Below are 22,315 nucleotides of genomic sequence, written 5' to 3' on the forward strand. Positions count from 1 at the left end.
GGTATCAACATATCTGGCGTTGACTTTTGGCACGCTGTTGAGTTCTCAAGGAACGGACGCTTCCTTTGTACTCACCCTCTCGGGCTTTCCTCCGGGCGCTTCCCTTCGGTATTTCGTGTTTCCGACTCTATCAGATCTTTCCGGCTTCCCGGTCCGTTCCGATTTCCTCGGTGCCTTTCGGGGCTTCGCTTTCGCGTTTCCCTTTCCGGCGGTTCCGACTTTATCAGAAGTCTTCGGCCGGCCTGACCGGCTCAAGTTTCCGAAAGTCGGGGCGGCTTCTCGATCAATGAAATTCAAGAAGCAGGCAGATGTTCACTGCCGCCGCTCGAGCTGTACAGCTCTAGGCAACTGTTCGAATCTACCTCCCAGGTCCAGCCGTGTCAACGGCTTTTCCGGGGCGACGAGGAGACTAGCAGCTCAGCGGGGTCGTACGCACATCACGCTGCTGCGGGGACCTCGGCGCTCCGCTCCGAGGCGTCGATGTCACCGGTCTCGCCCGCACGGACTGCCCGGCCGCCGAGGACGTAGACGTACGCGAGGAAGAGCAGTTCGGCGGCGACTCCGATGGCTATGCGGGCCCACGTCGGCAGGCCGGAAGGGGTGACGAAGCCTTCGATGGCGCCGGACACGAGGAGGACCAGGGCGAGCCCGATGGCCATCCCCAGGGCGGAGCGGCCCTCTGCCGCCATGGCCACGCGGCGGGTGCGCGGGCCGGGGTCGATCAGGGTCCAGCCGAGGCGCAGGCCGGTGCCGGCCGCTACGAAGACTGCGGTCAGCTCCAGCAGTCCGTGCGGCAGGAGCAGCCCCAGGAAGGTGTCCAGGCGGCCCGCGGAGGACATCAGGCCGATGCCGACTCCTACGTTGAGCATGTTCTGGAAGAGGATCCAGATGACCGGGAAGCAGAGGAAGGCTCCCAGGACCAGGCACATCGCCGCTGCCTGGGCGTTGTTCGTCCACACCTGGGCGGCGAACGACGTCGCCGGGTGGCTGGAGTAGTAGGTCTCGTACTCGCCTCCGGGGCGCGTCATGTCGCGCAGCTCCGAAGGGGCCGCGATCGAGGACTGGACCTCGGGGTGGGTACCGACCCACCAGCCGATGACGGCCGCCAGGAGGACGGACAACAGGGCCGTGGGTACCCACCAGTGGCGGGAACGGTAGACCGCGGCGGGGAAACCGTGCGCCAGGAAGCGTGTGACGTCTCTCCAAGAGGCTCGGCGTGTGCCGGTCACGGCACTCCGCGCGCGGGCCACCAGTTGTGTGAGGCGTCCGGTGAGCTGCGGGTCCGGGGCGCTGGACTGGATCAGGGAGAGGTGTGTGGCGGTGCGCTGGTAGAGGGTGACGAGCTCGTCGACCTCGGGGCCGGTGAGGCGGCGCCGGCGGCGCAGCAGGGCGTCGAGGCGGTCCCACTCGGCTCGGTGGGCCGACACGAAGACGTCGAGGTCCATCGGGTTGGCTGCTCCTCGGCTTCTCGTACTGCTCGCACTCTCGTACTGGTCCTACTGCGGCGCGATCACTCTTCAGCTTGGCAGACTGGCGGTTCCGGGGGCAGAGACGGGAAGGACGGCGGGCGTGAGTGAGCTTGTGACGGGCGAGGCGGTGGCGCTGGAGCTGCGTCCCGCGAAGCTGCCGAGCCGGGTGCTGGCCCTCCTGATCGACATGGTCGTGGCCTGGTCGGTTTATCTCGCCGTGACGCTGGGGCTGCTCGCCGCGACGGCGTCCCTCGACGACGCGGCAGCCGCCGCCGTCGCCGTCGCGACCTTCGTCCTGGTGCTGGTGGGCGTGCCCATCGCCGTGGAGACACTCAGCCACGGGCGGTCGCTGGGCAAGCTCGCCTGCGGTCTGCGGGTCGTACGGGACGACGGCGGGCCGATCAGGTTCCGGCACGCGCTGGTGCGGGGGGCGATCGGGGTCGTCGAGATCCTGATGACGTTCGGGGTGGTCGCCTGCGTCGCTTCGCTCGTGTCGGCGCGGGGACGGCGGCTCGGGGACGTGTTCGCCGGAACGCTGGTCGTACGGGAGCGGGTGCCCGCGGCACGGACCGGGTATGTGCCGGCGCCGCCGCCCTGGCTGGCGGGGCGGTTCTCCGAGCTCGACCTGTCCGGGGTGCCCGACGGGCTGTGGCTGGCGATCCGGCAGTACCTGGCACGGATGGGGCAGCTCGACCCTCAGGTCAGTTGGAGCATGGCGGAGCGGCTCGCGAGCGACCTGGCGGCGCGGACCGGTGCTCCCGCGCCGGAGGGCGTTCCTCCGGCTGCGTTCCTGGCCGCCGTCGTGCACGAACGGCAGACGCGGGAGGCGCAGCGGGCCTTCGGCGGCGGTGGGTTGCAAGGTGGTGCGCCGGGTGCCTGGGGTGGCGCTCCGGCCTCGTACACCCCTCACACCTCGTACACCCCGCAGGACTCCGCGGGTCAGTGGGCGGCTCCGGGCGCGACCGGGGCCGAGGCGCCTCGGTCCTCGGCGTCCGCCCAGCCCGCTCCGGACGCCGCCGCGGAGCCGGAGCGTCCGGCGACGGGCTTCGTACCGCCCGCGTGACGGGGCGCGGCCGCGTCAGGCGAAGACCGACGGCGGCGACTCGAGGTGTTCGAGCTCGATGCCGGGGGCGGCGAGGACGACGTCGCCGCTGAGGTGGACGGCGTGCTGCTCGCCCGTGTCCAGAGCTGTGACCTGGTATTCGTCCACGGTCAGCGGGCCGTTGTCAGTGGCGTGTGCTTCTCTTGCGAGCAAGGCCCAGGACTGGTCGAGGGTGCGCGGCGCCAGGACCGGGTCGGTGAAGGCGACCAGGCGGACGCGCGTCGCGGGGGCGGCGGGGGCGAGGCGCAGCAGCCGGGCGGTGGCGACGAGGAAGGCGGGGGACGTACCAGTGAAGGCATGAGCAGGGGCGTTGTTCTCGGTGGCATGTGCGCCGGTGGCGTCGGTGCGGACCCAGGTGACGCCGTCGAGGGCGGCGGCCCGTACCTGCCAGCCCGCGGCGTTGAGTTCGAGACGGATGGGGCGGCCGAGTTCGTCGAGCGCCAGGTCGACGGAGCCCGCGTGGTCGCCGGAGGGCGTGGTGCGCTGGGCGACGTAGCGCCAGCCGGACGGGCCTGGCGCGCAGTGGAAGTGTTCTTCGCCGAGGGGGGTGTGATCGTGCGTGTCGTACAGCAAATAGCGGCCGCGGGGCATGAGGGCGTGGTCCTTGTCGGGGGACGTGCGTGACGAGGGCGTACGTGACGTGAGGCGTACCTGAGGGGCGTCCTGCGGCGGATGGCGGGGCGGCAGGTCCCGGGAGCGGATTCGGCGGCGGGTTCGCGGCACTCGGGCGAGCGCCCGTGGGCCGCCGCGCGCGGTGGGGCGTCGGGGCCGCTACGGCGGCAGGCCCCCGCCGGGGTGGCGAGGGCCTGCTGGAGTCGTCCTGCCCGCTGGTCCGTGCCGGGTGCCGTGCCGGGCAGCAGTCGGACCGGGCAGCCGCCGACCGTGGTCCGGGCCGGGCGCCCCGCGCCGGGGCGGTCCGTTCCGGGGTCCACGGTCGGGCGGAGGCTCAGTAGCGGTAGTGGTCCGGCTTGTACGGGCCCTCGACCTCGACGCCGATGTACGCGGCCTGCTCGGGGCGGAGCGTCGTGAGCTTCACGCCGAGCGAGTCCAGGTGCAGGCGGGCGACCTTCTCGTCGAGGTGCTTGGGGAGCACGTAGACGCCGATCGGGTACTCCTCCTGCTTGGTGAACAGCTCGATCTGGGCCAGGGTCTGGTCCGCGAACGAGTTGGACATCACGAAGGACGGGTGGCCCGTCGCGTTGCCCAGGTTCAGCAGGCGGCCCTCGGAGAGGACGATGATCTTCTTGCCGTCGGGGAAGGTCCAGGTGTGGACCTGCGGCTTGACCTCGTCCTTGACGATGCCCGGGATCTTCGCGAGGCCGGCCATGTCGATCTCGTTGTCGAAGTGGCCGATGTTGCCCACGATCGCCTGGTGCTTCATCTTGGCCATGTCCGAGGCCATGATGATGTCCTTGTTGCCGGTCGTGGTGATGAAGATGTCGGCCTTGTCGACGACCTCGTCGAGCGTGGTGACCTGGTAGCCGTCCATCGCGGCCTGCAGGGCGCAGATCGGGTCGACCTCGGTGACGATCACGCGGGCGCCCTGGCCGCGCAGGGACTCGGCGCAGCCCTTGCCGACGTCGCCGTAGCCGCAGACGACCGCGGTCTTGCCGCCGATGAGGACGTCGGTGGCGCGGTTGATGCCGTCGACGAGGGAGTGGCGGCAGCCGTACTTGTTGTCGAACTTCGACTTGGTGACGGCGTCGTTCACGTTGATCGCCGGGAAGAGGAGGGTGCCCTCGCGCTGCATCTCGTACAGGCGGTGGACGCCGGTCGTGGTCTCCTCGGTGACGCCGCGGATCTCCGAGGCGAGCTGGGTCCACTTCTGGGCGTTCTCACCCAGGGTGCGGTGCAGGACCTCGAGGATGACGCGGTGCTCGTCGTTCTCGGCGGTCTCGACGGCCGGGACCTTGCCGTCCTTCTCGTACTGGACGCCCAGGTGGACGAGCATGGTGGCGTCGCCGCCGTCGTCCAGGATCATGTTCGGGCCGCCGGTGGGCGTGTTCGGCCAGGTCAGGGCCTGCTCCGTGCACCACCAGTACTCCTCGAGCGTCTCGCCCTTCCAGGCGAAGACGGGGATGCCCTGGGGGTTGTCCGGGGTGCCGTTCGGACCCACGGCGATGGCGGCCGCGGCGTGGTCCTGGGTGGAGAAGATGTTGCAGGAGGCCCAGCGGACCTGGGCGCCGAGGGCGGCCAGGGTCTCGATGAGCACGGCGGTCTGCACGGTCATGTGCAGGGAGCCGGTGACGCGGGCGCCCTTGAGGGGCTGCGCGTCGGCGTACTCCTTGCGGAGGGCCATCAGGCCGGGCATCTCGTGCTCGGCGAGGCTGATCTCCTTGCGGCCGAACTCGGCCAGGGAGAGGTCGGCGACCTTGAAGTCCTTGCCGTTGACGGCAGTCGTCATGGTGAGCTGCTCCTCGTGGTGGGTCGAGGGTGGGCATGGCTGATCTGCGGCGTCGGGGCACGGAGGTGCGCCGGCGCGCGCAGCGCAGTCCGTCGGAGGCCCTCTCTCCCTCGGCCGGTCCAGGGGCGGACCGCCCGACCGCCATCAGCAGCGACGTCTGGCACTGTCACGAATCTACACCGATCGGCGCAGTGAGCCACAAGGGCGCCCGGCGCCAGCCTCGTGGCCGGATCGCGCCCGCGGCGACGTCCAAGCGACGAAGAGACAAAGGCCGCGATGTCCGATGAACTGGGACCTTTGCTTTTTTGATCCTGTGCCTCCCTGTTGCAGGATGCCTGGAGATCGGGAACATATGCGCGATCTTTGGCCACGGCGTGAGGAGAACCACGTGACCAGTCCGGCCGAGCCCTCGGCAGGCGTCGGCGGGCAGCAGCCGCGGAAGCGGCCGATGCTGCTCGCGGTGACCGCCTGCCCGACCGGCATCGCCCACACGTACATGGCGGCGGAGAAGCTCCAGCAGGCCGCCGAGCGCCTCGGCGTCGACATCAAGGTGGAGACACAGGGGTCCATCGGGGCCGAGAACGTGCTCTCTGACAACGATGTCAGAGGCGCTGACGGCGTCATCATCGCCGCCGACAAGGACGTCGACCGCAGCCGGTTCGCGGGCAAGCGCGTGCTGTCCGTCGGGGTGGCCGAGGGCATCAGCCGGCCCGAGCACCTGATCGAGCAGGTCCGGAGTGCGCCCGTACAGGGCGCCGGGGACCAGGGCACGCAGACGGCCGCGGACGGCGGCGACGGAGGTGGCGGCGCGCCAGGGGCCGCGGGCGGCAGCGGCGGCCGGGAGCGGAGCGTCGTGTACAAGGCGCTGATGAACGGTGTCTCGTACATGATTCCGTTCGTCGTGGTCGGCGGTCTGCTGATCGCGATATCGCTGTCGCTGGGCGGGCACACCGACCCCAAGGGCGGGCTCGTCATCCCGGACGGTTCGTTCTGGATGCACGTGAACCAGATCGGCGTCATCGGGTTCACGCTCATGGTGCCGATCCTGTCCGGGTACATCGCGTACGCCATCGGGGACCGGCCCGCGCTGGTGCCGGGCATGATCGGCGGGTGGATCGCCAACACCGGTGAGCTCTACGACTCGGAGGCGGGGGCCGGGTTCATCGGGGCGATCGTGACCGGTTTCCTGGCCGGTTATCTGGTGCGCGGGATCAAGCAGGTCAAGGTCCCGAAGTTCGTCCAGCCGATCATGCCGATCATCGTGATCCCGATCCTGGCGACGAGCGCGCTCGGGCTGTTCTTCATCTACGTCGTCGGCAAGCCGATCTCGTGGGTCTTCGAGCACCTGACGGACTGGCTCGGCGGGATGACGGGCACGAGCGCGATCCTGCTCGGCGCGATCCTGGGGCTGATGATCGCCTTCGACATGGGCGGTCCGGTCAACAAGACGGCGTTCCTGTTCGGTGCGGGGCTCATCGCCACCGGCAACCAGACCGTCATGGGCATGTGCGCGGCGGCGATCCCCGTGATGCCGCTCGGGCAAGGGCTCGCGACGCTGGTCCGCAAGCGGCTCTACACCGATCAGGAGCGGGAGACGGGGCTCGCGGCACTGTTCATGGGGCTGTTCGGCATTTCGGAAGGAGCAATTCCGTTTGCTGCGGCCCGGCCCGCGCAGGTGATTCCGGCGAACATGCTCGGCGGCGCGGTGGCCGGTGCCGTCGCGGGCCTGGCGAGTGTGGAGGACGCGGTGCCGCACGGCGGCCCGATCGTGGCGGTGCTCGGCGCGGTCGGCGGCGTACCGATGTTCTTCGTGGCCGTGGCCGCCGGAACGGTCGTGACCGCGCTCGCCACCGTGTCCCTGGTGGACCTGAGCGAGCGGAAGCGCCGTGGTGGTGCGGCGCTCGGGGAAGCGAGCGGGGTCGAGGTCGCTGTCGCTGCGGCCGTGCCCGCCGCCGCGCCGCCCGCGTCGGAGGCTTCGGCCGGTGCCGCCTCGGCCGGTGCCACCTCGGCTGACGCCGCCTCGGCCGGTGCCGAGCCTCCGCGTGCGCCCGAGAGCCCCTGGGAAGCCGCGGCGGCTGCCTCCGACGCGCCCGCGGAAGCCCCCGAGGTGCTCTCCGGGTACCTCACCGAGCAGACCGTGAAGGTGCGGCTCGAGGCCGGGGACAAGGAGGCCGCGATCCGCGAGATGGCGGAGCTGTTGGCGCGTACGGGCAAGGTCGCGGACGTGGCGGAGCTGGTGCGGACCGCGCTCGCACGTGAGGCGCAGGGGACCACGGGGCTCGGTGAGGAGATCGCCGTCCCGCACGCCAAGACCGACGCCGTGACCGCGCCGGTCGTCGGCTTCGCGCGGTCGGCCGAGGGCGTCGAGTGGGGATCGCTGGACGGTACGCGGGCCAGGCTGATCTTCATGATCTCCGTACCGGAGGCCGCCGCCGGCGATGAGCATCTGCGGATTTTGGCCCTGCTCTCGCGGAAGCTGATGGATGTCGGGTTCCGGGAGCGGCTGGTGGCCGCGGGGGACGAGGCGGCGGTCCTGGAAGTGCTGCGCGAGGTGGAGTGAGCCGCTCCGTTCGGCGCATGCCGCCCCGGCATGGCGGAGGGGCCCGCACCTGTGTGGTGCGGGCCCCTCGTCAGTTCGTTGCCCTGTTGACCGCGCCGCGTTCGTGCCCTCGTCGGCTGCATCGCGCCGGGCGTCGGGCCCGTCCCGTCCTGCGGGGCGCTAGCCCGCGGCACCAGGGCCTGCGTCAGTGGCCGGGCTCCGGTGCCGGGCCGCCCGGGGTCTTCGTCGGGCTCGGGCCCGCGGCGGCCGCTGCCTCGCTGTATATGTCCGGCTCCAGGTAGATGACGCGGGCGATCGGCACGGCGGCGCGGATGCGGTCCTCGGCGGCGTTGATCGCGTCGGAGATCTCGCGGGCGGTGTCGTCGTGCCGGACGGCGATCTTGGCGGCGACCAGCAGCTCCTCCGGGCCGAGGTGGAGCGTGCGCATGTGGATGACGCGGGTGACGGTGTCGTCGTCGACGAGGGCCTTCTCGATCTTCGCGACCTCTTCGATGCCCGCGGCCTCGCCCAGCAGCAGCGACTTGGTCTCGGCGGCGAGGACGATCGCGATGAGGATCAGCAGCACGCCGATGCACAGCGTGCCGACGCCGTCCCAGACGCCGTCGCCGGTGGCGAGCGCCAGGCCGACGCCGCCGAGCGCGAGGACCAGGCCGACGAGGGCGCCGAGGTCCTCCAGGAGCACGACGGGCAGCTCGGGCGCCTTGGCCCGGCGGACGAACTCCTTCCAGGAGAGCGAGCCGCGCAGGGTGTTGGACTCCTTGATGGCCGTCCGGAAGGAGAAGGACTCGGCGATGATGGCGAACACCAGGACGCCGACCGGCCAGTACCAGTGCTCGATCTCGTGCGGGTCCTTGATCTTCTCGTAGCCCTCGTAGAGGGCGAACATGCCGCCGACGGAGAAGAGCACGATGGAGACCAGGAACGCGTAGATGTAGCGCTCGCGTCCGTAGCCGAAGGGATGCTGGGGGGTGGCTTCGCGCTGGGCCTTCTTCCCTCCGAGCAGCAGCAGTCCCTGGTTGCCGGAGTCGGCCAGCGAGTGGACGCTCTCGGCGAGCATCGAGGACGAGCCGCTGAAGAGGAACGCCACGAACTTCGCCACCGCGATCGCGAGGTTGGCGGCGAGCGCCGCCACGATCGCCTTTGTTCCGCCTGACGCACTCATGTGTGCCCGTCTGTCCCTTCGATTGCCTGCCATGCCTGCCGCACGGCCCGCGTACGTACGTCGTTCCGTGCCGGCCGCGCGCCCAGGGGGGCGGCCGGTGCGGTGGGTCATTGTTGCAGCACGTGGTGCGTGGGGTGGTTCAGGCCACCACAGTGGCGCGGAAAAGGGTGCCGCTGCCGGATACGCCGGTCTTTTCACCCGCGGGGACGAACGCGGACCGACCGGGTGTCAGGGAGAGGTCGCCGACGCGGACTGTTCCCGCCGTGCAGAGCAGGATCTGCGGGGTCTCGGCGGTGAGGTCGTGCCGGGTGTCGCTCCCGGGCAGGACGAAACGGGAGAGGCGGAACTCGTCGGTGGGCGTCTCGTAGACCTCCTCGCCGTCGGGCGAGGCCTCGGGGCGCAGCACGCCGGGCTCGCCCGCCTCGAAGCGCACGACCCGCAGGAGCTCGGGCACGTCGACGTGCTTGGGCGTGAGGCCGCAGCGCAGGACGTTGTCGGAGTTGGCCATGATCTCGACGCCCATGCCGTTCAGGTAGGCGTGCGGGACTCCGGCGCCGAGGTAGAGGGCCTCGCCGGGCTTGAGGCGGACGTGGTGGAGCAGCATGGCCGCGATGACGCCGGGGTCGCCGGGGAAGTGGCGGGCCGCGTCGGCGTACGGGGCGTAGGGGCCGCCGAGGCGCTCGGCGGCGGCCGCGGCTTCGGCGACGGTCTTGGCCATCTCGCCGCGGTCGGCGGTGAGCACGGCCGTGAGGACCTCGCGCAGGGCGGCGTCCTCGGGCTGGGCGCGCAGCAGGTCGACGTACGGCTTGAGCGAGTCGACGCCGAGGCCGTCGAGCAGTCCTGCGGCCTCGGCGGGCGCGCGGAAGCCGCACAGGCCGTCGAAGGGCGTGAGCGCGCAGATGAGTTCGGGCTTGTGGTTGGCGTCCTTGTAGTTGCGGTGGGGAGCGTCGAGCGGGATGCCGCGGGCCTCCTCGTCCTCGTAGCCCTCCCTGGCCTGCTCCCGGTTCGGGTGCACCTGGACGGAGAGCGGGACGCCCGCGGCGAGGATCTTCAGGAGGAACGGCAGGCGGGGGCCGAACTTGTCGACGGTGCGCGGGCCCAGCTCGCGGCGCGGGTCCTCGTCGATCACCTCGTCGAGCGGCCCGCGCTCGGTGCGCGAGGGCGCTCCCGGGTGGGCGCCCATCCACATCTCGGCCTCGGGCTCACCGGTCGGCTCGACGCCGAGGAGGCCCGCGAGGGCGGTGGTGGAGCCCCAGGCGTAGGGGCGGATGGTGTTGGTGAGGCGGTCCACGGAGAGGTCTCCCTTACGGGCTTGCGGGGACGCGTACGAGGGGATCTCTCCGCGCGCGTACGCGGTGTCTGTCGAGCGTGGGTCCTACGGGTGCGGGTGCCGGGGCGGATACGTGTCTGCGGGCGCGGGCCCGGCCGCGCGTGCGGGCCTGCCCGCGTACGGGTGCCTGCCCGCGTGCGCGCACGGGTGCGGCCCCGGGCGTGGCCGTGCCGGGCGTGACGGCGCCGGTGCCGAGGACCGGGGTCATGGTCGGCCTCCGGAGGCGACCGCCAGGTAAACGGCGGTGAAATCCGTGACGGCGATCAGCTCGGCGAGGCGCTCCAGGTCGTCGCCGTCGTCCGGGTGGAGTTCGCTGAGGGCGACGTCGTGGCTCTGGGCCAGCTCACGGGCCGCGGGGGCGGCGGTGAGGCCGCCGGCGTCGGCGGGGCGGTCGCGCAGCAGGACGGCGCGGGGCCGCAGCGGGGCCGCGTCCTCGACGCGGTCGCGGAAGAAGTCGTCGCCGTCGGCACCGCCGGCGGGCCCCTGCCCGAGCAGGGCGGCGTGCGCGGGCAGGGCTTCGGGGAGCTCGGCGGCGAGCGCCGGGTGCCCGGCCAGCTCGGCGAGGGTGGCCGCGAACCGCCGGCCGACCGGGCCCGCGGTCGGGCCCTCCGCCCAGATCAGCGGCAGCGCCTCGGACAGCTCGGCGGCGAGGGTCTTCGCGGGGTTGCTGTACGTCGCGACGGCGGGACCGCACCGCTCCGCGACGGCGTCGAGGCGGTCGGCGACCTTCTGCAGCGTCTCGGTGGGGGCGGTGAGCAGGCCGGCGCGGTCGAGCAGGACGAGGAGCGGGGTGAGCAGGGCCCACAGGGTGCCGGGTGCGGCGGCGGGGGCCTCGGCCCCGTCGGCGGCGTCGCCGGCGGGCTGCGGCGGCAGGGCCATCGGGACGGCGAGGCCGTGGGCACCGCGGACGCTCTCCGTGAGCGGGGAGCGGGCCGGTGCCACCGCGACGACGGTGCAGCCGCGGCGGTAGGCCTGCTCGGCGAGGAGGGACAGGCCCGGCTCGGAACCGTCCGGCGTGGCGATGAGCAGCAGGTCCACCGAGCCGACCCAGCCGGGCAGGGCCCAGCGCAGGGCGCCCGCGGCGGGGGCCACGCCCGTGGGGGCGAGCCGGACGACGGGGGAACTGGTGCCCACGAGCGCGTCCAGGAGGTCGGCGACGCCGGTGGCCGCGGTGCCGGGGCCCGCGAGGAGGACGGCGCGGGGGCGGCCGTCCGGCTTCAGTTCCGTGACCCCGGCCTCCGTGGCGTGCCGGATCGCCGTCCGTACGCGGGCACCGGCTTCGGCGGCGCCGCGCAGCAGCTCGTGCCGGTCGGCACGGACGAGGTCGTCGGGGGCGTCAAGAAGTGACTCGTCGAGCATGGGGGCGGCCTCCGATCACCGGGCACGGCGGGTATGCGGCTGGGCGTACGTGGGAACGCGCGCCTCGCCCGCGTCTGATCCTTACTCGGGGCGGCGGGCCTCGTCGACCAGGAGGACGGGGATGCCGTCGCGGACCGGGTAGGCGAGACCGCAGTCGGTGCCCTCGGCGGTGCAGACCAGCTCGGTGTCCGTCTCCTTGAGGGGGGCGTGGCAGGCCGGGCAGGCGAGGATCTCCAGGAGGCCGGCTTCGAGCGGCATGGGGCGGGTCCCTTCGGTGGTCGGTGAGGTCCGCCCAGCCTATCGCTGGCCTGGGGGCCTCGGGCGGGGCCGGGGCGGGGGCTTCGCCCCCTTGCCCCCTGCCTCTCTGCCTTGTTCTGGTGTGCTGTTCGGTTACGGGCGCGGGCGGGTGGGGTCTCCGTGCGGCCGACGGGCTTCTCGGCGCGGGCCGGCGGGGGCGTTCGTGCCCATCCGTTCCGCCCCGCGGAGCGCCTGCCCACACACGCCGGGCGGTGTCGGTCGCCCCGCGCTCGCCGGGTCAGGCCCTGATGATGGCCAGGGCCGCGTCGCGGACCTTCTCCATGGTCTGGGCGTCGCGGGCCTCGGCGTTCAGGCGGAGCAGCGGCTCCGTGTTCGAGGGGCGGACGTTGAACCACCAGTCGGCCGATGTGACGGTCAGGCCGTCCAACTCGTCGAGGGTGACGCCGTCCTGTCCCTCGTACGCGGCCTTGACCGCGGCGAGGCGGGACTTCTGGTCGGTCACCGTGGAGTTGATCTCGCCCGAGCCGACGTAGCGGTCGTACTGCTCCACCAGGCCGGACAGCGGGCCCTCCTGGCCGGCGAGGGCGGCGAGGACGTGGAGCGCGGCCAGCATGCCCGTGTCCGCGTTCCAGAAGTCGCGGAAGTAGTAGTGCGCGGAGTGCTCGCCGCCGAAGATCGCGCCGGTCTTGGCCATCTCCTCCTTGATGAAGGAGTGCCCCACGCGGGTGCGCACCGGGGTGCCGCCGCACTCGCGCACGACCTCGGGGACCGACCAGGACGTGATCAGGTTGTGGATGACCGTGCCCGAGCCGCCGTGCTTGGCGAGCTCGCGGCCGGCCACCAGGGCGGTGATCGCCGACGGGGAGACCGGGTCGCCGTTCTCGTCGACCACGAAGCAGCGGTCCGCGTCGCCGTCGAAGGCGATACCCAGGTCGGCGCCTTCCTCGCGGACGCGCTGCTGGAGGTCCACGATGTTCGCCGGGTCCAGGGGGTTCGCCTCGTGGTTCGGGAACGTGCCGTCCAGCTCGAAGTACATCGGTACGAGCGTGAGCGGCAGGCCTTCGAAGACGGTGGGGACGGTGTGGCCGCCCATGCCGTTGCCCGCGTCGACGACGACCTTCAGGGGGCGGATGGCCCTCAGGTCCACCAGGGAGTGCAGGTGGGCCGCGTAGTCCTTGAGGGTGTCGCGCTGCGTGCGGGTGCCCGGGGTGGCGGCGGGCTCCGGGGCGCCCGTCTCCGCCCAGGACTCGACGAGCGCGCGGATGTCGGCGAGGCCGGTGTCCTGGCCGACCGGGGCGGCGCCCGCGCGGCACATCTTGATGCCGTTGTACTGCGCCGGATTGTGGGAGGCGGTGAACATCGCGCCGGGCAGGTCCAGCGCGCCCGAGGCGTAGTAGAGCTGGTCCGTGGAGCACAGGCCGATCTCGGTGACGTCCACGCCGAGGGCGGCCGCGCCGCGCGCGAAGGCGCCGGCGAGGCCGGGCGACGAGGGCCGCATGTCATGGCCGACGACGATCGCGGTCGCACCCGTCACACGTGCGAAGGCGGCGCCGAACAGCTCGGCGAGGTGCTCGTCCCACTGGTCCGGGACCACCCCGCGCACGTCGTACGCCTTCACGATCTGAGACAGATCAGCAGCCACGGTCAGCCCTTCCTCGACGTTCTGCACTCCATGCCGCACCTTCGCCCGGCGGTCCCCAAACTACCTCCAACCGCTGACGGGCGGTGGTGATGGAGTGACAGATCAGGGTCGCGTCCGGGTCGGTCAGGGGCAGATCAGGGGCAGGCTCGGGATCGTGTTCGAGGTTGACGTCCGGCCCGCCCGTCTGTCGGCCCCGTCAGGGGCCTTCTGCCCCGTTCGTCACGTCTGACCCATGAAGTTCGCCGGGCGCCCGCATGCGTCGGATCCTTCGGATTCGCTCGACGTCATCACTCCCGCTTCCACGAGGCTCATCAGGGCAGCATCCAGCCGAGCGCCGCCGTGCTCTGACCCACCACGATCAGGCACATCAGGAGCAGCAGTCCGAGGCTCCAGGGCAGCACCTTGCGGAGCAGGTCGCCCTCCTTGCCCGCGAGGCCGACGGCCGCGCAGGCGATGGTCAGGTTCTGCGGGGAGATCATCTTGCCGAGCACGCCGCCCGAGCTGTTGGCGGCGGCGAGCAGTTCGGGCGACAGCCCCGACTGCTCGGCCGCGGTCACCTGGAGGGCGCCGAACAGTGCGTTCGCGGAGGTGTCCGAGCCGGTCACGGCGACGCCGAACCAGCCGAGCACCGGGGACAGGAAGGCCAGGCCCGCGCCCGCGTCGGCCACGAAGTGCCCGATGGTGGCGGCCTGCCCGGAGAGGTTCATGACGTACGCGAGGGCGAGGACGCTCGTCACCGTGAGGATCGCGTACCGCAGCTCGTGGACGGTCGCCGCCCACTCCCGTGCCGCCACGCGCGCGTGCACGCCGAGGATCGCCGCCGTCCCGCAGCCGGCGAGCAGCACGAGCGTGCCGCCGGTGGCCACCAGGGGCAGCGAGAAGACGTTGCCGCCGACCGGGTCGCCCGTGGGGTCGGCGACGTCCAGGAACGGCCAGTCGACGGTGCGGGTGGCCTCGGCCAGGACGTCCTTGACGGCGGGGATCTGGGCCACGGAGAAGACCGCGACGATCAGGGCGTACGGGGCGTAGGCGCGCAGCACGTCCGCGCGCGGGTCGTCGTGGTCGAGGTCCTCGCTGCGGGCGCCGGTCAGGACAGCGGCCCGAACGGGCTCGGCGGCGGGCCTGCGCGCCTGCGGCACGGCCACGAGCGCGCCCGCGCCGGCCAAGGCGGCGGCGATGTCCGCCAGTTGCGCGGAGACGTAGTTGGAGGCCGCGAACTGTGCGACGGCGAACGCGAAGCCGCACGCCGTCGCGGGCAGCCAGGTCTCGCGCAGGCCGCGGCGCCCGTCCACCAGGGCGACCAGGAGCAGCGGCACGACCAGCGCGAGCAGCGGCGTCTGGCGGCCGACCACGGAGGCGACGGTGTCCAGGGGGATGCCGGTGACCTGGGCGAGCGTCACCACGGGCGTGCCCATGGCGCCGAAGGCCACGGGCGCGGTGTTGGCGACGAGGGCGACGACCGCGGCCCGGACCGGGTCGAAGCCGAGGGCGACGAGCATCACCGCGCTGATCGCGACGGGCGCGCCGAACCCGGCGAGCGCTTCGAGCAGCGCGCCGAAGCAGAAGGCGATGACCAGCGCCTGGACGCGCGGGTCGTCGGAGAGGCGGCCGAAGGAGCGGCGCAGGACGTCGAAGTGCCGGGTGCGGACGGTCATGCGGTACACCCACAGGGCGTTGACGACGATCCACAGGATGGGGAAAAGCCCGAAGGCGGCACCCTGTGCGGCGCTGGAGGCGGTCTGGCCGAGGGGCATGCCGAACGCGAGCCAGGCGACCGCGACGGCGACGCCGAGGCCGATGAGCCCGGCCAGGTGCGCCCGCATGCGGACGCCGCCGAGGAGGACCAGGACGGTCAGCAGGGGCAGGGTCGCGACGAGTGCGGACAGGCCGAGCGAGTCGGCTACGGGCTCCAGTTCCTGGACGAACATGCGGGCCTCCCCGGGGTGCCGCGGCCTCGCGCGAGTGAGGGATCACGGTGGGGGCATGGTCAGGTCCGCGCGAACGGAGCGTCAATGGGGCGTGGGGGACTGGTCGTTCAGCGGTGAACAACGCGTGTCCACGGAGAGGGGCGGTGTCCATGCGGGCCACCTAGGGCACCGATGTCTCGCCCTGTACCGCTGTGCCGGGTGCGTGTCGCCGGGTACGCCGTGCCGAGCGCGCCTCGCCGGTACGCCTTACTGAGGGGCCCTCACCGGGCGGGCCTTGCCGGGCGGCCCTCACCGGGCACGCCGTGCCGGGTGCGTCCAGCAACGCCAGGCGTACGCGTCCCGCGTGCCGGCTCAGGACTCCGGTGAACGCAGTACCCGCAGGTGACCGCGGCGGGCGACCTCCATGGGGTCCGCCCCGCGCGCACCGCTTCCGCCCGCCTCCGCGGCACGTTCCTGCGGCCGGGCCGCCTCCCGTACGGCGTTGGCCAGCGCTTCCAGGTCGTCGCCGCTGGGGCGGGCCGGGCCCGAGCCGTCGGCGAGCCGGACGACCTCCCAGCCGCGCGGCGCGGTCAGGCGCTCGGAGTGCTCGGCGCACAGGTCGTAGCAGTGGGGTTCGGCGTAGGTGGCGAGGGGGCCGAGGACCGCGGTCGAGTCGGCGTAGACGTACGTCAGCGTCGCGACGGCGGGTCGGCCGCAAGCGGTGCGCGAACAGCGACGTACAGGGCTCACGACGTTGGACGGTACCGCACTCTTGAGCGGGCCGCGACGACTCTCCACCAGGTCACTCCCCCGTGTCGTGCTGTGATCCCGCCCACAGGGTGTCCGGAAAGCGCCGCTCTGACCTGCGGCGACACAAGAGGCCAGCGGGGCCTGAGGTGTTGGACCCGGTCGCGACCCGGAGCAAATACTGCCAATCGGGGCGAGATCGACGGTCCCGGAGAGATACACAATCGAGCTCAAGCTTGGCTGGAATGGTCAGGAAGCGACATGCCGTGCTCCGTGCGGAAAGGGCGATCTCGGGGACTACGCTTCGTCAGTGATGGACGACCCCGTACAGCCCCCCTCCGCCGAGCCGAGGCCCCGCCGCCGGGACCGCCACGGCCGGGGCATGCGCGGCCCCGTGGCGCCGCCCCAGGTCCCCCTCTCCGCGAGCCGCGCCGAGGCCTTCACCGACCTCGTGCAGGACTCCGTGGAGCGCCTCGAACGGCGCTGGCCGCAGCTCAGCGACATCGACTTCCTGGTCCTCGAGGTGCCGCCGACCGTCGGGGGCGCCGCCGACGGCGAGTGGAGCGGGGAGGGCGTGCCGCTCGGCGGCACGGTGACCGCGTCCGAGGGCCGGCCGGCGCGGGTCGTCGTCTACCGGCGGCCGGTCGAGATCCGGACCAAGGGGCGGGACGAGCGGGCCGCCCTCGTCCACGAAGTGGTGGTCGAGCAGGTGGCGGAGCTGCTGGGGCTGTCGCCGGAGTCAGTGGACCCGCGGTACGGGGAGGACTGACCTCCCGGCCGCCTCACAGGGCGGGCCCGCTCGACCGCCCCACAGGGGTGCCGCCTCGGTCCCCCGCAGGCTGGACCGCTCGCCCCACCCGCACGGAACCCTCAGCCGCCACCCGCGCGGGACCACCCGGCCCGTCAGCACTGCCACGCCGTTCCCCGGGTCCCGGGCGGGCGGGAGACCTCCCCGGCGCCTCCTACCTCTGCAGCACCTCCACGTCCTGCTTCGCCCGCGGCACCGCCACCGTCCCCCGGTCGTCCGGCGCGGCCTGGATCGTGAACATGGGGATGCCGTTCTCGGGCAGCTCCAGAGTGCGGGAGGCGTACACCGGGGTGTCCGTCTCGGGCTCCAGGGTGAGGGCGTAGGAGCCCTTCAGGCCGGGCGGGACGGGCGGGGTGACGGCCAGGGTCGTGCCGGCCTTGACCGTGTACGTCTTGGTGGTGGGGTCGCCGGACTCCGTGCCCGCGGACGCGGTGACCTTGACGCGGGCGTCCTCGTCCGGCGCCGCCAGGGAGAGCGTGGAGCCCTTCTCCCTGTTGTCGGCGACGGTGGCGCGGCTGCCCACCGGTCCGGTCGCCGGGATGAACGCGACCTCCTGCCGGGCGCCCTTGCCGCGGACCACGCGCAGGGCCGCGACGACCGGGACGGGGTCCTCCGTGGGCGTGAGGACCAGGGAACCCGCCTCCCCCTTGGTCACGTCGCCGAGGTCGACCGCCGTCGTCATGCCCGCCTTGACGTGCAGGGTCTCGTGCCCGGCCGGGGTGATCGAGCCGGAGGGCGAGGCGAGCTGCACCTTCAGGTCGGCGTCGCCGGCGCCCGGCGCGAAGGCGACGAGACGGACCGACGTGGCGTCCCTGGGGATGCCGGGCAGGACGAGACGGGGCGCCGGGTCGGTGCTCGCGGGCAGCCAGTCGCTGCCGAGCTTGTCGTCGGAGGACTGCACGGAGGCGGCGACACGGCCGCTGCGCGCGGTCACCCGTACCGTGAGGTCGGTCTGCGGCTTGGGCGTGAGCGTGGACAGGAGCACCGGGAAGCTGGTGCGGGGCTGCACCTGGATGGACTCGCCGACCTCGGCCTTGAGCGCGCCGTCGGGGCCGTACAGCTCGATGTCCACCACCGCCGCGGTGTCGTCCGGGTTCGTCAGGTGGACGTAGTCGTCGCGGCCTTTGGCGGAGCCGGCGCCCGGGAACCAGAAGTCGGTGTCCGGGGCGACGCAGTGGGTGCCGAGGAGGCCGCGGCCTGCCCCCGCGCTGACCGAGGTGGTCTGCTGGACCGTCCAGCCGGGCGCGAGGCGGCCGTCGGCGCTGCCGACGAGCGCGGGGGCCTCCGCGCCGGACTCCTCGCCGGAGACGGGCCTGCCCGGCGCCTTCTGCGTCAGGAACGGCTTCGGCCCCTTGCCCTCGTCGCCGTCGTGCGCGTCGGTCAGCGCCTTGACGACGGGGAACAGGGCGGCCCCGCCCGCGCGCGCGGAGGCCGCGGAGTCCTCGGGGGCCTTCGACTCGGGCGTGAACGCCGTGTACGTCGTCTCCGCGAGGTCCGAGGCGCCGGGCTGGGGGCACAGCAGGCTGGTGCGCTCCACCGGCAGTTGCTTCGCCGCGGCGGCGCCGTCGTCACCGCCTTCCGGGGCGTTGACGGCGGCGAAGCCGGTGACGGCCGCCAGGGCCGTCACCACGGCGATCAGGGACAGGGTGGTGCGGTTCACTGCTGGCTCCCGTCGGGGCGCTCGCTGCCGGTGCCGTGCGGGGGCCTCGGCGGCATCGGGGGCTGCTGCGGGTAGGGGGCGTCCGGGGTGTCGTACGCCTGGCCGTAGCCCTGGTCCGGTCCGTAGGTGCCGTACGTGCCTCCGTAGGCGTACGGGTCGTACTGGGCGCCCTGGTGCGGGTCCTGCTGGTACGCCTGGTCGTAGCCGCCCTGTGCGTACGCCCCGCTCTGGTGGTGCTGTTCGCCGCCGTACGCGCCGTAGTCGGGGCCCGCGTGGGCGGGGGCGCCCCAGTCGCCCTGGGCGGACGCGGGTGTGTGCTGGGGCGGGACCGCGCCCAGAGCGGTGTCTTCGGGGTGGGGTTCGGGGAACCCCTCCTCCGGGGTGGCCTGTTCGCCCTGGGCGCGCAGCCGTCGGGCCCTGCGGCCCTCGCCCGTGGCCGCCTGCGCGGGCACGAGCTCCTCGGGGAGGTCGTCGTCCACGTCGCGGCGCCGCCCGGGCAGGGCGAGGACCACCAGGACGAGCGCGAGCGCGCCCTGGGTCCACAGCAGCGCCGTGTGGGCCAGCGGCGGCTCGTACGTGATGTCCAGGTGGCCGCCCGCGGCGGGCAGTTCGAAGCCCTGGGCCCAGCCGTCGACGGTGGTGCGGGTCAGCGCGTGGCCGTCCAGGGTCGCCGTCCAGCCCGGGTCGGCCGCGTCGGCGAGGCGCAGCACGCGGCCCTCCTTGCCGGGCGGCACCTTGGTGTGGACCTCGACGGGGCCCGCGGCGACCGGCTCGGGGTCCTTGGAGCCGGACACGACGGTCGCGCGGGCGACCTGCCGGTCCACGCGCCACAGGGCGCTGCCGTCCTCCTGGCTGAGCCGGGTCAGACCCGGTGTGGTGTCCAGGGTGCGGCTGAGCTCACGGGGCGCCCCGTCGCGGACAAGGACGTACCGCACCGCGTAGCCACTGAGCTGGTCGGCCTGGTCGGCGCCGGAGCCCGCGAGGAGGCGGGCCACGATCCGGTCGAGGCGCCGGTCGGTGCCGTCCTGGGCGGCGAGCTCCGCATCTCCGAGGCGGGCGCCGGAGCCCCGTACGAGCATGTAGGAGACCTGGGCGGTGGTGTCGCTGTCCAGGACGAGCGTGCGGGCCTGGTCCTGGGTGCCGCTCTCCTCGGCGACGAACGCGGGCACCTGTACGGGGTCGCGCCGTTCCAGGGGGCCGTCGGCGCCGCGGATCATCCACCCGGCGGCGGCGAGCAGCGGCCCGGCGGCCGCGGCGAACGCGATCAGGGCGGCCACCGGCTGGCGCCAGCCGAAGCTCTGCTCGGCGACGCGCGCGCGGGCCCCGTCGGCGCCGAGCGCGGCGGCCGCGAGCAGCGCGATGCCGTAGGCCAGGGTGGCGGGGCCCGCCCACGCCGAGCCGTTCGACACCGCGGCGAAGACCAGGGAGACGAGCGCGACGGCCCAGGCGGCGCGCACGGCCGGCTGCCGCTCGCCGCGCAGCAGGGCGGCCAGCGCGGCCAGGACGATGCCGCCGAGCATCAGGCCGTGCACGGTGCCGGGGCCGCCGGGGCTGGAGCCGAGCAGGTCGAGCGCGGACGCGGCCCCGGTGCCGTGGGCGAGGCCGGCTTCCTTGAAGAAGCCGGTCGGCAGCAGCGTGAGGGACCACGGCGCGAGGACGAGCAGCGGCGTGCCCAGGGTGGCGAGGAAGCGCAGGCCGTACGCGACGAGGTCGCTGCGGCGCAGGGCGAGCACCAGGAGGCCGAGGACCAGCGCGATCGGCCACACGACGGGGGTGAAGGCGGTGGTGACGGTGAGCAGCAGCGCGTACGCCCAGGTGGCGCGCCAGCTCCCGCGCGCGCCCTGCGGGGAGGTCAGTCCGGCGGCCGCCGCGCCCGCGCGCGCGATGAGCGGCAGCAGGACGGCGAGGACGGCCGTGCCGACGCGCCCGCCGGCGAGCGCGCCGGTGGTGGCGGGCAGGAAGGCGTAGGCGACGGACGCCCACGCGCGCAGCAGCCGGGAGGTGACCAGGGGCCGGGAGGCGAAGTACGCGGTGATGCCGGCGAGCGGCACCGAGCCGATCAGCAGGACGGTGACGGCGAGCCCGGTGGAGCCGAACAGCAGGGTCGACAGGCCGGCGAGGAGGGCCAGGTAGGGCGGTGCGGCTTCGGTGCCGCCGATGCCGACGGGGTGCCAGGCGTCCGCGTAGCGCGACCAGAGGCCGGCGGCGTCGGCGGGCGCGGGCAGGAGCGCGCCGCCCGCGAGGGCGCCGCCACCGAGCAGCGAGCGGCAGGCGACGAGCGACACGAAGAGCAGGACGACGAAGAGCAGCGGCCCCGGTCTGCGGGCGATGCGCTTGAGGCGGGCGAACTGCTCGATCTCCAGGAAGTCGGCGTCGTCGCCGCCGGGCCCCGACTCGACGGCTCCGTGCCGTCCTGCGGAGGAGACCTCGGGGTCGGAGCGGCCGACCACGTTGCTGGCGACCTGCTCGACGGTGGCGCGCAGCGTGGCGCCGGGCGGCGGGAACAGCGGGCGCATCTCGCCGCCGCTCACCTGGGGTGTGCCGCGCTGCTTGCGGGCGCTCAGGATGCGCTCGGGCCGCAGCAGCGTGCCGAAGAGGCCGGCGACTTCGTCGAGGGCCTGTCCGGGGGCTTTGCCGAGGAGCAGGCCCAGCGTGCGCAGCAGGGTCCCGACGACGAGCCGTACGAGCACCCAGGGGAGCACGGCCGAGCGGGAGTTGGCGAGGAGGGTGTAGACCGCGCCGGCCTTGTCGACGCGGTGCGGGGAGGCGGCGGTGCGGCCCACGCAGTCGACGGCGCGGCGCTCGCGGGAGGCGGCCTCGGCGTGCCGGACGACGGCCTCGGGGGCGACGAGGACGCGGTGTCCGGCCGCGTGGGCGCGCCAGCACAGGTCGATGTCGTCCCGCATGAGGGGCAGTCGCCGGTCGAAGCCGCCGAGCTGCTCGAAGACGTCGCGGCGGATCAGCATGCCCGCGGTGGACACGGCGAGCACGGGCCGTACGTGGTCGTGCTGGCCCTGGTCCTGCTCGCGCCGGTCGAGGCCGGTCCAGCGGCGGCCGGAGTGGGCGATGGACACGCCGACTTCGAGGAGCTGCCTGCGGTCGTACCAGCCGCGCAGCTTGGGGCCGACGACGGCGACCTCCTGGCCCGCCTCGCGCTCCGCCTCGACGACGCGCAGCAGCTCGGCGAGGGCGCCGGGCTCGGGCGCGCAGTCGTCGTGCAGGAGCCACAGCCACTGCTCGGGCTCGCCGTGCGGCAGCTCCGGCAGGTCGTACGCCTCGTCGCGCCAGGTGCGGCTGACCGGGTCCCAGCCGCTGGGGCGCTTCAGGTAGGGCAGGTCGTCCGGGGTGAGGACGGGGGCCGTGCGGACCGCCTCGTCGACGGCGGTGCCGAAGCCGGAGCGGCGGGCCAGGTGCAGCACGCGGTCGTCGCCGAGGGCCTCGCCGACCAGGCGCGCGGAGTCGTCGGCGCTGCCGGTGTCGGCCGCGATCGCGTTCTGCACGGGGCGGTCCTGGCCGAGCAGTCCCGCGAGGGCGTCGGGCAGCCAGCGGGCGCCGTCGTGGGAGACGAGCACCGCGGTCACGACGTGACGCGGGAACTCGGGTGGGCTTGCCGGGTCGAACCCGGCCGCGCGGGACGGGTCGAACCCGGCGGCAGCGCCCTGGTGGGCTGCCGGGTGGCTGTGCACGGACATCGAGGTACGGGCCCCGGTTCGATGGACTGTGGTGGACGCCCGCGACCCGCGGGGGCGCTGTGGCGTCTCGGACGGGGCCCCACACTAACGGCTGGCGCCGCAACGGCCCGCCGCCTGTGGACAACTGGGGAGTACCGGGAACGGCGGTCACCCTCGCGGGGTGCCGCGGGCCGGGTGCGCCCGGCCCGGAAACGTCCGCGGGCCGGAACTCGGGG

At 73.3% G+C, this 22,315-nt stretch carries 15 protein-coding genes; 3 read left to right on the forward strand and 12 right to left on the reverse strand.

Annotated features, from left to right (window positions below; translation table 11 throughout):
• Positions 1–437: 437 nt before the first annotated feature.
• Positions 438–1,445, reverse strand: coding sequence for a stage II sporulation protein M (locus QK440_RS06590; RefSeq protein WP_282792032.1), 1,008 nt, complete (start codon positions 1,443–1,445; stop codon positions 438–440).
• 124 nt (positions 1,446–1,569) lie between these two features.
• On the opposite strand from QK440_RS06590, the gene QK440_RS06595 reads away from it, so the two are divergent.
• Positions 1,570–2,532: an RDD family protein gene (locus tag QK440_RS06595; RefSeq protein ID WP_282792033.1), complete on the forward strand. Its 963-nt coding sequence runs from the start codon at positions 1,570–1,572 to the stop codon at positions 2,530–2,532.
• A 15-nt stretch (positions 2,533–2,547) separates the two neighbouring features.
• Here QK440_RS06595 and QK440_RS06600 read toward each other — a convergent pair whose 3' ends face one another.
• Positions 2,548–3,162, reverse strand: coding sequence for a hypothetical protein (locus QK440_RS06600; protein ID WP_282792034.1), 615 nt, complete (start codon positions 3,160–3,162; stop codon positions 2,548–2,550).
• Between the two features lie 355 nt (positions 3,163–3,517).
• On the reverse strand, positions 3,518–4,975 hold the full coding sequence (gene ahcY, locus QK440_RS06605; protein WP_282792035.1) for an adenosylhomocysteinase: 1,458 nt from the start codon (positions 4,973–4,975) through the stop codon (positions 3,518–3,520).
• Between the two features lie 448 nt (positions 4,976–5,423).
• On the opposite strand from ahcY, the gene QK440_RS06610 reads away from it, so the two are divergent.
• A complete protein-coding gene (locus QK440_RS06610; RefSeq protein WP_282792124.1) occupies positions 5,424–7,535 on the forward strand; it encodes a fructose-specific PTS transporter subunit EIIC in 2,112 nt (703 codons plus the stop codon).
• Between the two features lie 184 nt (positions 7,536–7,719).
• Here the strand turns inward: QK440_RS06610 and QK440_RS06615 are convergent, their stop codons facing one another.
• The 7 genes from QK440_RS06615 to QK440_RS06645 form a co-directional block, all read right to left on the reverse strand.
• Positions 7,720–8,697 carry a cation diffusion facilitator family transporter gene (locus tag QK440_RS06615; RefSeq protein ID WP_282792036.1) on the reverse strand — a complete coding sequence of 326 codons (978 nt, stop codon included), beginning with the start codon at positions 8,695–8,697 and terminating at the stop codon, positions 7,720–7,722.
• Positions 8,698–8,836: 139 nt separating this feature from the next.
• On the reverse strand, positions 8,837–9,988 hold the full coding sequence (gene manA, locus QK440_RS06620) for a mannose-6-phosphate isomerase, class I (RefSeq protein ID WP_282792037.1): 1,152 nt from the start codon (positions 9,986–9,988) through the stop codon (positions 8,837–8,839).
• Positions 9,989–10,231: 243 nt separating this feature from the next.
• A complete protein-coding gene (locus QK440_RS06625; protein WP_282792038.1) occupies positions 10,232–11,386 on the reverse strand; it encodes an SIS domain-containing protein in 1,155 nt (384 codons plus the stop codon).
• Between the two features lie 81 nt (positions 11,387–11,467).
• Positions 11,468–11,644: a Trm112 family protein gene (locus QK440_RS06630; protein WP_190138407.1), complete on the reverse strand. Its 177-nt coding sequence runs from the start codon at positions 11,642–11,644 to the stop codon at positions 11,468–11,470.
• 277 nt (positions 11,645–11,921) lie between these two features.
• Positions 11,922–13,286, reverse strand: a complete 1,365-nt coding sequence (locus tag QK440_RS06635; RefSeq protein WP_282792125.1) for a phosphomannomutase/phosphoglucomutase — start codon at positions 13,284–13,286, stop codon at positions 11,922–11,924.
• 311 nt (positions 13,287–13,597) lie between these two features.
• Positions 13,598–15,214: an L-lactate permease gene (locus tag QK440_RS06640; protein ID WP_282792039.1), complete on the reverse strand. Its 1,617-nt coding sequence runs from the start codon at positions 15,212–15,214 to the stop codon at positions 13,598–13,600.
• 351 nt (positions 15,215–15,565) lie between these two features.
• Entirely contained in the window at positions 15,566–15,991 is a 426-nt protein-coding gene (locus QK440_RS06645; RefSeq protein WP_190138409.1) for a DUF3499 domain-containing protein, read from the reverse strand.
• Between the two features lie 262 nt (positions 15,992–16,253).
• On the opposite strand from QK440_RS06645, the gene QK440_RS06650 reads away from it, so the two are divergent.
• Positions 16,254–16,709, forward strand: coding sequence for a metallopeptidase family protein (locus QK440_RS06650; protein ID WP_282792040.1), 456 nt, complete (start codon positions 16,254–16,256; stop codon positions 16,707–16,709).
• A gap of 193 nt (positions 16,710–16,902) precedes the next feature.
• On the opposite strand, the gene QK440_RS06655 is transcribed toward QK440_RS06650, so the two are convergent.
• Complete coding sequence (locus tag QK440_RS06655; RefSeq protein ID WP_282792041.1) at positions 16,903–18,408, reverse strand: DUF5719 family protein; 1,506 nt, start codon at positions 18,406–18,408, stop codon at positions 16,903–16,905.
• The gene (locus QK440_RS06660; protein ID WP_282792042.1) at positions 18,405–22,100 is read right to left on the reverse strand and encodes a glycosyltransferase family 2 protein; all 3,696 of its coding nucleotides are present in this window, start codon (positions 22,098–22,100) and stop codon (positions 18,405–18,407) included. Before QK440_RS06660 ends, QK440_RS06655 begins: the two co-directional genes overlap by 4 nt.
• Between the last annotated feature and the right edge of the window lie 215 nt (positions 22,101–22,315).

It is taken from the genome of Streptomyces sp. CC224B (assembly GCF_030010595.1).
GTDB lineage: Bacteria > Actinomycetota > Actinomycetes > Streptomycetales > Streptomycetaceae > Streptomyces > Streptomyces longispororuber.

What these genes read in the sequence shown, in the direction of transcription:
- QK440_RS06590 (WP_282792032.1), bottom strand. Translation starts at nt 1,445, where the DNA reads ATGGACCTCGACGTCTTCGTGTCGGCCCACCGAGCCGAGTGGGACCGC.
- QK440_RS06600 (WP_282792034.1), bottom strand. Translation starts at nt 3,162, where the DNA reads ATGCCCCGCGGCCGCTATTTGCTGTACGACACGCACGATCACACCCCC.
- ahcY (WP_282792035.1), bottom strand. Translation starts at nt 4,975, where the DNA reads ATGACGACTGCCGTCAACGGCAAGGACTTCAAGGTCGCCGACCTCTCC.
- QK440_RS06610 (WP_282792124.1), top strand. Translation starts at nt 5,424, where the DNA reads ATGCTGCTCGCGGTGACCGCCTGCCCGACCGGCATCGCCCACACGTAC.
- QK440_RS06615 (WP_282792036.1), bottom strand. Translation starts at nt 8,697, where the DNA reads ATGAGTGCGTCAGGCGGAACAAAGGCGATCGTGGCGGCGCTCGCCGCC.
- QK440_RS06625 (WP_282792038.1), bottom strand. Translation starts at nt 11,386, where the DNA reads ATGCTCGACGAGTCACTTCTTGACGCCCCCGACGACCTCGTCCGTGCC.
- QK440_RS06630 (WP_190138407.1), bottom strand. Translation starts at nt 11,644, where the DNA reads ATGCCGCTCGAAGCCGGCCTCCTGGAGATCCTCGCCTGCCCGGCCTGC.
- QK440_RS06640 (WP_282792039.1), bottom strand. Translation starts at nt 15,214, where the DNA reads ATGTTCGTCCAGGAACTGGAGCCCGTAGCCGACTCGCTCGGCCTGTCC.
- QK440_RS06650 (WP_282792040.1), top strand. Translation starts at nt 16,254, where the DNA reads ATGGACGACCCCGTACAGCCCCCCTCCGCCGAGCCGAGGCCCCGCCGC.
- QK440_RS06660 (WP_282792042.1), bottom strand. Translation starts at nt 22,100, where the DNA reads ATGTCCGTGCACAGCCACCCGGCAGCCCACCAGGGCGCTGCCGCCGGG.